The organism is Salinibacter sp. (genome assembly GCF_042218895.1).
Classification (GTDB): domain Bacteria; phylum Bacteroidota; class Rhodothermia; order Rhodothermales; family Salinibacteraceae; genus Salinibacter.
The window spans coordinates 43,120-54,947 of sequence record NZ_JBDGQQ010000010.1; the positions used below are offsets into that span (position 1 = coordinate 43,120).

At 60.4% G+C, this 11,828-nt stretch carries 11 protein-coding genes and 1 tRNA gene; 8 read left to right on the plus strand and 4 right to left on the minus strand.

Annotated features, from left to right (window positions below):
• The first annotated feature begins 63 nt into the window (after positions 1 to 63).
• The 3 genes from ABEL04_RS00955 (at position 64) to ABEL04_RS00965 (ending at position 3,033) form a co-directional block, all read left to right on the plus strand.
• Positions 64 to 1,335, plus strand: a complete 1,272-nt coding sequence (locus ABEL04_RS00955; protein ID WP_375800498.1) for a DUF1015 domain-containing protein — start codon at positions 64 to 66, stop codon at positions 1,333 to 1,335.
• Positions 1,336 to 2,171: 836 nt separating this feature from the next.
• Positions 2,172 to 2,621 (plus strand): hypothetical protein, encoded by a 450-nt coding sequence (locus tag ABEL04_RS00960; protein ID WP_375800499.1) that lies wholly within the window; start codon positions 2,172 to 2,174, stop codon positions 2,619 to 2,621.
• 323 nt (positions 2,622 to 2,944) lie between these two features.
• Positions 2,945 to 3,033: transfer RNA gene (locus ABEL04_RS00965), tRNA-Ser, on the plus strand.
• A gap of 58 nt (positions 3,034 to 3,091) precedes the next feature.
• Here ABEL04_RS00965 and ABEL04_RS00970 read toward each other — a convergent pair.
• Positions 3,092 to 3,739: a hypothetical protein gene (locus ABEL04_RS00970; RefSeq protein ID WP_375800500.1), complete on the minus strand. Its 648-nt coding sequence runs from the start codon at positions 3,737 to 3,739 to the stop codon at positions 3,092 to 3,094.
• Between the two features lie 176 nt (positions 3,740 to 3,915).
• Here ABEL04_RS00970 and ABEL04_RS00975 point away from each other — a divergent pair, with 176 nt between their 5' ends.
• Positions 3,916 to 4,398 (plus strand): hypothetical protein, encoded by a 483-nt coding sequence (locus ABEL04_RS00975; RefSeq protein WP_375800501.1) that lies wholly within the window; start codon positions 3,916 to 3,918, stop codon positions 4,396 to 4,398.
• An 80-nt stretch (positions 4,399 to 4,478) separates the two neighbouring features.
• Here ABEL04_RS00975 and ABEL04_RS00980 read toward each other — a convergent pair whose 3' ends face one another.
• From ABEL04_RS00980 to ABEL04_RS00990, 3 genes are all read right to left on the minus strand, one after another.
• The gene (locus ABEL04_RS00980) at positions 4,479 to 4,862 is read right to left on the minus strand and encodes a response regulator (RefSeq protein WP_375800502.1); all 384 of its coding nucleotides are present in this window, start codon (positions 4,860 to 4,862) and stop codon (positions 4,479 to 4,481) included.
• Positions 4,863 to 5,112: 250 nt separating this feature from the next.
• Entirely contained in the window at positions 5,113 to 7,227 is a 2,115-nt protein-coding gene (locus ABEL04_RS00985) for a ComEA family DNA-binding protein (RefSeq protein ID WP_375800503.1), read from the minus strand.
• Positions 7,228 to 7,239: 12 nt separating this feature from the next.
• Positions 7,240 to 8,070: a hypothetical protein gene (locus ABEL04_RS00990; protein WP_375800504.1), complete on the minus strand. Its 831-nt coding sequence runs from the start codon at positions 8,068 to 8,070 to the stop codon at positions 7,240 to 7,242.
• A gap of 195 nt (positions 8,071 to 8,265) precedes the next feature.
• On the opposite strand from ABEL04_RS00990, the gene ABEL04_RS00995 reads away from it, so the two are divergent.
• From ABEL04_RS00995 to ABEL04_RS01010, 4 genes are all read left to right on the plus strand, one after another.
• The gene (locus ABEL04_RS00995; protein ID WP_375800505.1) at positions 8,266 to 9,195 is read left to right on the plus strand and encodes a DUF4835 family protein; all 930 of its coding nucleotides are present in this window, start codon (positions 8,266 to 8,268) and stop codon (positions 9,193 to 9,195) included.
• Positions 9,196 to 9,639: 444 nt separating this feature from the next.
• Positions 9,640 to 10,155: a BrxA/BrxB family bacilliredoxin gene (locus tag ABEL04_RS01000; protein ID WP_375800506.1), complete on the plus strand. Its 516-nt coding sequence runs from the start codon at positions 9,640 to 9,642 to the stop codon at positions 10,153 to 10,155.
• 76 nt (positions 10,156 to 10,231) lie between these two features.
• The gene (gene scpB, locus ABEL04_RS01005; RefSeq protein WP_375800507.1) at positions 10,232 to 10,990 is read left to right on the plus strand and encodes an SMC-Scp complex subunit ScpB; all 759 of its coding nucleotides are present in this window, start codon (positions 10,232 to 10,234) and stop codon (positions 10,988 to 10,990) included.
• A 107-nt stretch (positions 10,991 to 11,097) separates the two neighbouring features.
• Positions 11,098 to 11,817 (plus strand): pseudouridine synthase, encoded by a 720-nt coding sequence (locus ABEL04_RS01010; RefSeq protein WP_375800508.1) that lies wholly within the window; start codon positions 11,098 to 11,100, stop codon positions 11,815 to 11,817.
• Positions 11,818 to 11,828 lie beyond the last annotated feature (11 nt).

Here is an 11,828-nt window from a genome sequence, read left to right on the forward strand (position 1 = left end):
CACGGGCTGGCCCGTATACTGGATCTAGTTCGCTGAAAGCCGCCACCAATCGCCACCCACTCCATGGCCACTCTGCGTCCCTTTCGGGCCGTGCGCCCGCTCCCGCAACACGTCAAGGAAATCGCGTCCGTCCCGTACGATGTGGTCGATAGCAAGGAGGCCCGGGCACGAGCAAAAGGAAAGCCGCGCAGCTTCCTGCACATCGTCCGGCCCGAAATTGACCTCCCCCCCAGCGCGGGTGAGCACGACGATGCAGTGTACAAGCAGGGCGCAGTCAACCTGCGGCAGTTCGTGGAGGCCGACTATACCCTTCAGGAGGATGAGCCTGCCGTTTACGTGTACCGGCTCGTAATGGATGGACGGAAGCAGACAGGAGTCTTCGGGGGCGTGTCGGTGGCCGAGTACGACGACGGAACCATCGTGAAGCACGAAAAAACACGGCCCTCGAAGGAAAAAGATCGGACGCGTCACATCCTTGCGCAGCAGGCCCATGCTGAGCCGGTCATGCTGACCTACAGGGATAGGACGGCGATTCACGATCTCGTCTCCGACATCCAGAACGACGAGCCCCTCTACGACTTCGTCGCTGAGGACGAGGTACGGCACACGGTCTGGAAGGCGAGCGTCCCGGAGCCCCTGATGACGGCGTTTCGGGACGTGGATCGTTTCTACATCGCGGACGGGCACCATCGATGCAAGGCCGCGAGCCGGGCCGCCGCCGAGTTGCGCCGGGAGTCGAGCGGTCGGACCTCTGAGGGTAAGACCCGGGCGTTCGAGACGTTTACGGCGGTGCTATTCCCGATGAGCCACATGCACATCATGGCGTACAATCGGGTCGTTTTTGAGCTTCCAGAGTCCCCCGGCGACTTCCTGCGTCACCTGACCGAGGACTTTGAGCTCGAGAAAGACGTTGAGGACCCAGTGCCCCCTGAGAAAGGAACCGTATGTCTTTACCTGGAGGGGCGTTGGCACCGGCTTGCGCTGCCTCCGTCCCGGGGCAAGCAGGTCGTCGACCAACTCGATGTCGCCCGCCTGAGCGAATACATTCTTGAGCCGTGGTTGGGGATTGTGGACCAACGTCGCAACTCCAACATCGATTTTGTCGGGGGCATTCGCGGCACCAGCGCGCTGGAGAAGAAAGTCGACCAGGGGGAGGCGCAGCTGGCCATCAGCATGTACCCCACGAGCATCGAGGAGCTCGTGGCGGTGGCGGACGAAGGCAGCCTAATGCCGCCGAAGTCGACGTGGTTCGAGCCGAAGCTGCGCAGCGGCCTGCTGGTGCACGACTTCGCTGACGACGTCCCTGCGGAGTCCCCAGCAATCCCGACCATGTAGCGTGCTTTCCAGGGGGCCGGTGCTCCTCAACCGGCCATGCGGCCCCTGCGGATGAGTCGTCGAACGCCTGGGGTGTGATTGATTAAACTCGACACCGAGGCCGAGCTTGGAAAAAGGCAGACAGTCGCAAACCGCTGTGTGCCTCTCGGCAACTGGTGCGAGGCAAACGCCCAGCCTTCTCGGCCAGCAGGCGGAGTAGACCCCCTTGCCGAGACCCTTGGGGGTCCCGTCTGGGCCTGTAGCGAATCGGTAGCGCTTGCGACCCTGGTGATGGAGCTGTGCTTGCACCGTCGGTAGGTCGTTACCGACGGTAGACGACTGCTTACGGCGGGCGGGACTGGCAGGTGGTCGGCCCGGCGCGCGAGTCGCCACCGGGCGGGTGGACATAGAAAAAGCTTCCCGGAACGAGCAGGCACCCTTTTTAGAACACAAAAATCGGTCCCGGGGCATTCAAGAAAAATATGAAAAGCACACTGGGGTGATCGCCTGTCCAACCGGCTGCTTTGGTCGTAACATCTCAGTGCCGAGAGACGTGTTCCAGTGCTCTGTATTCTTCCTGGCTTCACGCCTCCTCTTACCAACAGACTTCCGGGGGCGCGTTCTCCTCGCGGCAATCCCGACGACAGAACCGGTCGTCCTGTCGGCCGAACACGGCGGTCTAGAGAGCCGAGATGCGGAGACCTCCGCACGTGTCCGGTCGAGGGAGGGGAATGGAGATGGACTCGGATAAGGGGGAAAAGACGGATGAGCACTGCGTACTGCTTGTATTCGGCTGTCACCAGTCGTCCTGGCACAGACTTCGTCTCAACCTAACTTCAGCACACATCGCACTTGCCATGCGATACAGTACTGCCATGCCCCCCTTCGCTGCCTTGCCCTACACGCTTCGCCGGTTGGCATCCGCGGCCATGCTTTTCCTTCTCGTGTCCGGCCTCTCAGGATGCGCTGGGGCCGGACAGTCGGGAGGTTCCTCTCAGACGCTGACGATCAACCAGGTGATCAAACTGCTTCGCGACCACGGCCTCTCCGTGACCCCGGGACGGCGGCTTCCGGTTAATTATGCACGGGATGCGCTGGTTCTCAATACCAGCGTGGGGGACAACCTCCGGGTCTATGAGTTCCCGAGCTCGATCTACGCCGCAATGACAATCAGCCGCAAGAGCCCAAGTGCCGGGTCTCCGCCGTTCTACTATCAAAAGGGAAACATCATGCTCACCCACGCCGGGAACAGCACGAAAGTCGAGCGGGTGCTCAAATCGCGGTTCACCCCAAAGAGGCGCCGATAGCGTCCTTCCTGTCCCGCCAAGCCGGGGCAGAACTGGAAGCAGAGACCCGTCCGGGCGTGGCTTATCATGTAGGTGCCCCGCGCTAGGAAAGCCAAGCCGCGCGCAGAACGGCCAAGATCCCGGATCCGGGCCCCAGAGTTCCCAGGCACAGAACTCCATTTCTACGATCACGGACAGGTTGAGACGGCTCTTCGGCCGGCTGATGCCCCTTCACGCCCTTTTTGAGACTGGATCTGGGTCAGGATGGAACGAGCCGCGGGTGGTCATGTAGACCGCTTTTGAACATGTTGACGTGCGCGGTGTGCAAACCGTGCATTCCCGACGGTGGGGTGGCAGAGCCTGGCTGAATGCACCGGTCTCGAAAACCGGAGGGCCCTCACGGGTCCCGGGGGTTCGAATCCCTCCCCCACCGCTTTTTCAGACTTCGCTCAGCACTGTTGGGCGGAGTCCTCTTTATGAGAGAGGGGTGATCACTCGGGCTTAGTAACGAGTAGTTCAGGGATGGGGCGGGGTTGCACCTCTGGATGCCGCTGGAGCCAGCGCACGTAGCCCAACGACTGGTCTGCCGCAAGGGGCACTGGAAAATCGGCGTCGAGTAGAGCTTCCCCCGCAGCAGAAAGGGTGTCAGCGAGTCCTTCCGGCGGCCCCTCCGTCTCGAGACAAAGGGTCCAGGCCTCCTTCTCAGACACGACGAAGGTCGTCAGTTCCATCTTCACCTTGACGGCGGGGTGGATGGGAAGGGCAGAAGCAAGCATCGACTGTGCCTCAGCATCGAACGTGCGTTGATGGCGTGTCTTCCTGGTGGGGATCCACAAGCCCGTCGAGTTCTCACTCCATGGACCCGCTCCCTCGGTCTCCCGATCGAAGCTCCACTTGACCCACTGCTCGTAGTGGCCCGAAACTCCGGGTCCGAAGGTGCAGGCGGTCGGCCCTGCGAGACGACGCTTCACCTGGATCTTATTGTCCCGGGCCTTCAGGTTTAGGCCGGGATCCTCGCTGAGGAGATAAAAGTCTGTCCACGTTTCATGGGTCTCGGGGTCAAGTTGCCCGATCCAATCCTGAAGGGAGCGGGGAGGAGGAGCATCTCCAAACCATCGGGCCTCTAGCGTAATGGTCATGAGACTGAGCGGGCAGCGGGTGAAGGAAAGCCTCTTCGCGGCTCGTATGCAAAGGTCTGCACCGGGGGAAAGTTGAGGGCAAACTTTGGGTCGGCCCCGATGCACACTAAGAGCCCGGGCATTTGGTCAGGCACCTCGAAAAAGAGTCGTGAAGTCCTGCTTTCGACGGGAAAGTCGTGCAGCGTTCGGCCTCAAACGACTTGGAGGGCGAACCTCTGAGGACGCCCTTCGTTTTCCAGATGAATGGGAGTCTGAACTACAGCATATCACGCATCATGGAAAAAAGGATGTGCAAGACCTGTGGGTGTGACAGCCTCCGCCCGATGCAAGTCGTCTTCGAAGACGAAGAAAAGGAGAACCTCAATCTGCAGGGAGGCGAGCAGGAGTCGCGCTTCTACAGTTGCCAGGTCTGCGGGGACAACTGGCTGTCGGTGAAGGAAACGTCATCCGGCGGGGAATGTACCATAACCTTCGTTCACCAGATGGGGACGTCACCCATCCTTAAGCGTGTTGCCCACATGACCAACTCGATCGTGGTATCCGATGACAGTGTGGACGAGTGGGAGTACTTTAAAGGCGACGAGTTGGTCAACGAGTCGGAGTGGCGAGAAACACTCTCTGATCGCCGGGAGACGTTGAAGGCCACGTGCATGAATTGAAGTTCCCCCTCCGCGACCTGGCAAGTGCCCGAGGACTGATCGGTCCTGGGCATTTTGTATTTTTTACCGACCGAGTCCTTTCAGGCCGGGTTGAGGGTTGCCTCGATCGCCTGAGTTAGGTCGTCCCGGGTGAAGGGCTTGCTCACGTACCCGTCGAATCCTTTCGTGAGAAAATCCTCGCGATCCCCGGGCATGGCATAGGCAGTAAGGGCCACGGCGGCCGCATCACTCATCTCGTCGCGCTCCCGGATACGGTGAAGAAGCTCCGTTCCGGTTTCCTCGTCGCTGAGGTTGATGTCGAGGAGAAGAACATCGTAGGTACTGTGCTCTACAGCCTCCATTGCTCCCTCAACGCCAGGAACTACGTCAATCTCATAGGAGCCCTTCAAGAGGTGCTCCAGAAGAAGCTGCGTTTCTGAATTGTCCTCTACGGCCAAAATACGTGGGTTCTCCGAGGGGGTCATAGTAACTCCGTGGGGCATGGTGGGAAAACCAGAAGGGCCTCAATTTCTCTCTTGGCGGACGTGTTTAATAGACACTCGTCCTGTAGAACGAATGAGCATGCCAGTTCGAGGATCCAAAAGGTTTCTCCTCGACCCTGGCATTGTCCTACTGAATCAAAGAGTATGCCAGCACGGAGAACTCGAGGCTTGAATTTGGGAGGCCATGTGCGCGATTGTCCACAGCCTCTGATCTCGGATCCCCTGATAGTTTTCAGAATTCCCACCGGACCTGGGCACGCACCTCCCGACGGCGTCGCCCATCCACTTGATTCAATCCAGATCCGATCGTGGATCGGTTCGTGTAGCGTGTAACCCCGTATTTGAACTCGAGGGTCAGTGACGAGGCCAGTTCGTACTCGGCAAGGATATACGAGCGGCGTCCTTGATCGAAGAAAACTGGGACCGAAAAGCTATATAGCAGATCGTGCTCGTATGCGTAGATCCGTGCCGGGTAGCCTTCGGTGTCGAAAAACGCGACTCGGGCGTCGATTTGGAGGGAGGGAGTGGGGGTCAGGCGAAGTCCCTGTGAGAGAAAAATGCCGTTCGATGTTTGCTCCGGGGTAGAGTGAAGAGAGACCTCCAGGCGCGTTCGAAGCGTCAACGCGTCGCTGAACACATACTCGGTGTGCCAACGGCCCGAGTAGCGCCGCTCCCTTTGCACCCCCTCCAGCACGCGTCCGCCTGGACCGGACTGCTCGGCGCCCTCCTCCTCGGACTGTGCGCGTAGCTGGAGATAGGTGGACAGCCATGGCCGAGGCGTATACTCGAGGACAGCGCGCGTCTCCCAGCCGGTCGAGGGGCGAGGAACGTTAAAACGAAGCCACGGAAAGCGGTACTGGTCAAAGTAGGCCCCGACGCGCCAGTCCTCCGCGACCCGGATCTGGACTCCCATATACACGCCGACTTCGTTCTGGGCCCCGCTGCTCTCCCCGAAAGCGTTGCCGTAAAAGGGGGAGAGCCGGGCCGGATAGTATCGTCCCAGCAGGACAGCCCGAACGGTCTCACCCTCGTCCAGGGCCGCCCCTGCGACTCCCCCAAGTACGCCCTCTGCGCTTCGGGCCACCTCTCCGAAGAGAACGTAATCGCCCCAGTACGCGGTCGAGTACATGCTCACCATCGACGTCTGCCAACCGGACACCCGGAACCGCCGGTACGCCTCGTCTCCAGGGCGAAGGGGGCGGTCGAACTGTCCCCAGTATCCGTTGAGCCCCACGTGCAACGAGGGGGTTCGGTACTCGACTGCCCCACCGATTGTCGTTTCCCCAAAGGTGTCCTTCCGGGCGAGCTCGCTGGGGGTGCGGTGGCGTCCTCCACCAGACAAAGTCCGCGCCGGAACGGGCCCGCTGGTAGGCGCGCGCACGTCTGAGGAGTCTAGAGACGCGTCTCGGAGCCGACGAGAGGCGAACCCTGTCAGAACAACGTTTTCGGGAAGCGCCAGGGTGACGCCGACTCCGCGGAAAAAGCCGCGTTCCGACGCCGATTTGTAGGGGGAAATGCCGCGTCCGCTTCGAAGGACCGGAGAGACTGGATCCCGACCCTTCCCGAACCGAATTCCCTGCCACATCGCGACCCCCTGTCCAAACTGGGCCGAAAAATCTCCGAGCACGAGGGTTTTTACAATCCCGAAATCCTGAAGCGCGAGGCTCCCCGTGACGTGGTCAAATCCATACGTGTTGGTCGACGGGGCCCACCGGACCGGCTCCCCCGGATCCTTGTCGAGCGTCAGGGCCAATTGCAGGCGGCGCTTGTAATTGAGGCGTAAGCGAGAGGTGAGGCGACCTGGCGGTCCGAGAAAGCGACCTTCCCTGTAGCCCCGCCCCAAGTCTAGGCGACGAGTGAACCGCTGGATCACGTCGAGCTCAAGGTTGGACGTGATCGTTTGTAGTGACGGAAAAACGCGATTGGCCGCGGTGGAGGAAGAGGAGGCAACCGTCAAAAAAGGGCGTATCGATCGCAACGTGGCAGACGTGATTCCGTCGAGGGCTTGGAGCTCCGTCATCTCCTCAAATGGTCCGTGCTTCGTGCGATAGCGGACAATTCGGTGCGCCTGTCCGGATGAAAGTCCAGGGAGGAAGGACAGCTCCGTAGCGGAGGCCTGATTGAGCTTCAGCGGATGGTTCGCCAACGCCGTGAACTGTTCAGAGAGCTGGCGAGCAGACTGATCGGTCGAGGCAAACGAGTCCAGCAGTGGCTCGAGCCGCCCGAGGACCTGCGTCGTGTCTTGACGTGTGGAATCCGCCCGGGGTTGGGTCTGCCCGGTCGGAGGGCCCACCGCGATGAGAAGAAGCAGCACCGCTCCAGTCCAACTGGCGTTTGTAAGAGTCATGGCGATCCCTGGTTACCATTGCACCTCGAGCGACGCGGAAGGGGACCATCCGAGTTCCTGATGCTGCTCGGCAGCAATGTGGACGCGAACCGGATCCAGTCGAATCCCAGCCCCACCTGTGAAGCGCACCGGGGCGGTCGTCACGCCCGCCCGAAGTGCGAGCACAGGTACGGGACGAACCTCCAGACCGCCCCGTACGGCCGCAGGAAAGGCGATGTCCTTGAACACGTCCGCAACCACGAGTAGTCGAGAACTCGCCCGGTATCGGAGCCCGACCGCCAGCGTTTGAGGCAACTCCTCCCCGTCGGTAAGGGCCGGTCCGTTGACGTTTGTGGCCTGGACCCCAAACTGAAGGGAGGGAAGGAGCGACACGAGAAGTCCGAGGTGAAGGCCAAACGCCCCTGCACTCCCGTATCCTTCGATGTGAGTGTGGTAGTACCGACCGACTGCGCCCGCGTACAGGAACCGCGAGGTTCCGATGTTGAGACGACGGGCGAATCCCAAGCTGTAGTGGAGTTCACGGTACGCATCGTTCCCGAACGTGCTTGCGCCCCCTGAAAAGACCCCCCACTCCTGGGGCCACGACACGTGCAAGGACCCATACCGTAGCGCCGCAATGCCGAAGCTCTGCCGGGCGTAAAAGGACACCAGGCGTCGACGATGTTGTGCCCCTGCGGCCGGATTCGCGTTCGCGCCGCTGCTCACGAGAGCGGTCGATGCGTACCCGAGCCCGGAGGCTCGCCCGTGTCCATAGAGATCGTAGGACGACTGGCCCGAGGAGGGGGCGACCACGATCGGACCCATCACCACCCCGATGAGGAAAACCTCCAAGAAGCGATGCATTGGGAAAAATAGAAACGCATCCAAAGAGGTGGATTTTCACAATAGGTCATCGTGAAGAAAATGTCAACATCTGCGAGCATGCCGGGCGTCGCCGCTGTGCCGGGTGGCACAAACATGTCCGGTGATGCGACGTGGCCGGGCGTCGCCGCAGAAACCTCGCGGGTTCTCTGGGATAGCAGGACATCCTTTTCACTGGTGTCAAAGCGTCCTCTGGTAGCGATCGTGGGCCGGAAGCTCAAGACCTCGTGTTTTGTCGCCTTGCTGGCAATGGGGATCATTGCGGGTCCAGCGGTGGGCCAGGAGCTTGACTGTCGCGTCCAGGTTGATCGTTCACAGCTGAGTGGGTCCGAATTCTCGTTTCTGGATGACCTGGAGCAGCAGGTGCAGGAATACCTCAATCGGCGACGCTGGACAGATGATCAGTACCGACCGCACGAGCGGATCTCCTGTTCGATGCAGATTGTCATCTCGGAGTCCGTCAGTCTATCCGAATTCAAGGCGCAACTCATCGTGACGTCCCGTCGGCCCATTTACGGAACCGCGCAGTCTACTGTGGTGCTTCGCGTCAACGACACGTCCTGGCGATTTGAGTACAGCCGAGGAAAGACCTTCCGATTCGATCTGGACCAGTACGATTCGCTCACGTCCGTACTAGACTTCTACGCCTACCTTATTCTTGGGTACGATTACGACACCTTCAGTCCCCTCGGGGGAACTCCGTACTTCGAAAAGGCACGCACTGTATCCTCCCAGGCCGAAGACACGGGCGACCCGGGATGGTCGTCAGTCGGAGTACAGCAGAACCGGGCGAAGCTGATTTCAAATCTCCTCGATCAGCGGCACAAGGCCCTGCGTCGGGTCTACTACAAGTATCACCGGAAGGTGCTAGACCGGTTTGTCAAGGAAACAAGTGCCGCCCGCAAGACGGCTCTCGACGTGCTGAAGAGCTTGCGTTCGCTGAATCAGAAGCTCTCCGGATCCTACGCACTCGATCTCTTTTTCTCTACGAAGTATGAGGAACTCACGGCGCTCTTCGCGAAGAGTGATTTGAGTAGCCGAGCCCACAGTCTGCTCGTTCAGATTGATCCTTCCCACTCTTCCGAGTACGGAAAGCTCGTGGAGTAGGACTGAGACTTGCCGTGTCTCACTGGGTCTCTGTCGCTCTACACGTCCGCCTTCCTCCAATTGAGGAGCCTACCATGACCTCCCTCGTGGGCGAAGAGGCCCCGTCTGCAGGGTTGCTCGGAAAGAACGATTACGTGATTACTCCGGTCTGCAGCGGGCAGGGCTCCTGCTCCGCAATCGAATGTAGCTCGTGTTAAGAAGTGGAAGATCACGTAACGTCAAAGAGGCTCGGGCGTCTACTCTTCGCATTTCTTGATGGGATACACTTCTCCCAAAACCCGGCCCTTTGGTGGGGGTCCGGGTTTTCTCTTTGGGAGGGGAACTGTCCCTCCTGGACCTGCGAACAGGATCACCGGGGTCGTACGGTCGTTGAAAAATTGATACGCCCTCTAATGCTTGCCAGAGGGTCTCGCGTCAATCCCGTCAGGAATGCTTTTCTTCCCCATGCCGTACCCCAAGCAAATGGTCGAGCCGATGCGCGAAGAACTCACGCAGCTCGGCGTTGAGGAACTGACGACGACCGACGAGGTCGATGCGGCCTTCGAGAAGGCCCAGGACGAGACCATGCTCCTCGTCATCAATTCTGTCTGCGGGTGTGCTGCGGGCAACGCACGGCCCGCCGTAGCGAAGGCGAAAGGGACCGAGCCCCAGCCCGATCGGTACACCACTGTGTTCGCGGGGCAGGACCTGGAGGCCACAGAGCGTGCCCGCGAGTATCTTCCCGGCATCCCCCCGTCCTCGCCGTTTTTTGCCCTCTTCCGCGACGGTCAACCCGTCTACGTGGTAGAGCGCAAGCATATTGAAGGCCGGAACGCGGACGTCATCGCTCAGGATCTCGTTGAGGCCTTCGAGGCGTACTGCACAGATGAACAGCCGCCGGCCGATGCTCCATCACGACCGGATCCTGCGAGCTCTGATGGAGGCGATGGGTTGCCCTCCTCATTTCAGTCTATCACCTGAATCCCCGCTCCACCTACGTGGGACAGGCTAAAGCAGGGCCCTCGTTTTACGATTGATTGGTACCTCCGTAGCGCTCATGTCCGATGGCGACGTGCCCACCGATCATGATCATCCGCCCCACGAGGCGGTGACCGAGCGGGAGAATGGGAGGGAGGTTGCATCCGGAGAGTTTACGCTTGAGGAAGCGGCTGAGGCCATCATCTTTGCGGCTGATGAGTCGGTGCCCGCCGACCGCATCGCGGAGATCGTCGCCGAGGTCACTGGACGAACTCAGCCGTCCGAGGATGAGGTTTCGGCGGCCGTGGGGCGTTTGAACGAGGCCTACGAGGATCAGGGACGGGCGCTCGTGATCAAACGATGGGCGGGGGGCTATCGCATGGCGACCCGGTCGTCGCTCGCTCCCTTCGTGAAAACCCTGTTCGTCGACGAGCAGGAGGTAAGTCTCTCCCGCTCGCTCATGGAAACGCTTTCGATCATCGCGTACCGCCAGCCGGTGACGCGCCCGGAGGTCGACTTCGTGCGGGGCGTCAACTCAGACTACGCGATCCGAAAACTCCTCGAAATGGATCTGGTGAGCGTTGAGGGCCGCGCCGACTCCGTCGGCCGGCCTCTGCTGTATAGCACGACCAATCGTTTTCTCGAGCAGTTTGGACTCGACTCGTTGGACGACCTACCGACCCTCCGTGAGGTGGAAGATCTGCTTGACGATCCGGCGTTCGACGACGAGCGGGTCAGGCTCCTCCAACTGGACCGGGAGGAGGAAGTCTCGATCGACATGCTCGACCAAGACCCCCGTCCTGAAGGTGCCCAACCGGATGGATCCGAAGAAGACTGATCGCCGTCCACGACAGGTCCGGGGCTCGGGTCGACGTACGCCCTCGAAATTTTCACTCCTGCATCCCAACGATGGTCTCTACTGGTGAACATACCGGACGGGAAGGCATGCGGATCAATAAGTACATCTCGCATTCCGGTGTCTGCTCTCGTCGGGACGCCGATCGTCTCGTGGAACAGGGGCGCGTCAAAATCGATGGGCGTACAGTTACCCAGCATGGCACCCGTGTAACGGAGGGCCAGACCGTAACGGTAGACGGGGAGGAAGTATACCCGCTCGAGTTCGAGTACGTGCTTTTGAACAAGCCGAAAGACACGATCAGCACTACAGACGATCCGAGGGGCCGGCAGACCGTTCTCGATGTCGTTGGGGTGCCGGACGACAATCCCTCTGGGCTGTTTCCGGTCGGGCGGCTGGATCGGAATACTACCGGGGTCCTCCTGTTGACCAACGATGGAGACCTTGCGCATCGGCTCACCCATCCCCGGTACGAGATTCCGAAAATCTACTACGTCCGGGCTCAGAAGCGGGTGAAACCCCACGAACTTGACCACCTTCAGCGGGGGGTTGAGCTGTCCGACGGCGAGGCCGCCGCCGACCGGGTTGCCTATCTCGACCCCCAAGGAAAGACCGACATCGCCCTTGAGGTCCATGAGGGACGCAATCGGCAGATTCGCCGGATGATGGAGACGCTCGGCCACGATGTTGTTCAACTTGAGCGCGCAAAGTATGCCACCCTCACGACTGGTGCTCTCCAGCGGGGCGAGTGGCGCCGCCTAGAATCAGGAGAGGTCCGCACCCTCTACGACCGCGTTGATTTGACCTAACCCTTTTCTAC

Excerpts from the sequence above, each read along its gene's own strand:
- ABEL04_RS00980 (WP_375800502.1), bottom strand. The coding sequence starts at position 4,862 with ATGACCCCCTCGGAGAACCCACGTATTTTGGCCGTAGAGGACAATTCA.
- ABEL04_RS00985 (WP_375800503.1), bottom strand. The coding sequence starts at position 7,227 with ATGACTCTTACAAACGCCAGTTGGACTGGAGCGGTGCTGCTTCTTCTC.
- ABEL04_RS00970 (WP_375800500.1), bottom strand. The coding sequence starts at position 3,739 with ATGACCATTACGCTAGAGGCCCGATGGTTTGGAGATGCTCCTCCTCCC.
- scpB (WP_375800507.1), top strand. The coding sequence starts at position 10,232 with ATGTCCGATGGCGACGTGCCCACCGATCATGATCATCCGCCCCACGAG.
- ABEL04_RS00960 (WP_375800499.1), top strand. The coding sequence starts at position 2,172 with ATGCGATACAGTACTGCCATGCCCCCCTTCGCTGCCTTGCCCTACACG.
- ABEL04_RS00990 (WP_375800504.1), bottom strand. The coding sequence starts at position 8,070 with ATGCATCGCTTCTTGGAGGTTTTCCTCATCGGGGTGGTGATGGGTCCG.
- ABEL04_RS01000 (WP_375800506.1), top strand. The coding sequence starts at position 9,640 with ATGCCGTACCCCAAGCAAATGGTCGAGCCGATGCGCGAAGAACTCACG.
- ABEL04_RS01010 (WP_375800508.1), top strand. The coding sequence starts at position 11,098 with ATGCGGATCAATAAGTACATCTCGCATTCCGGTGTCTGCTCTCGTCGG.
- ABEL04_RS00955 (WP_375800498.1), top strand. The coding sequence starts at position 64 with ATGGCCACTCTGCGTCCCTTTCGGGCCGTGCGCCCGCTCCCGCAACAC.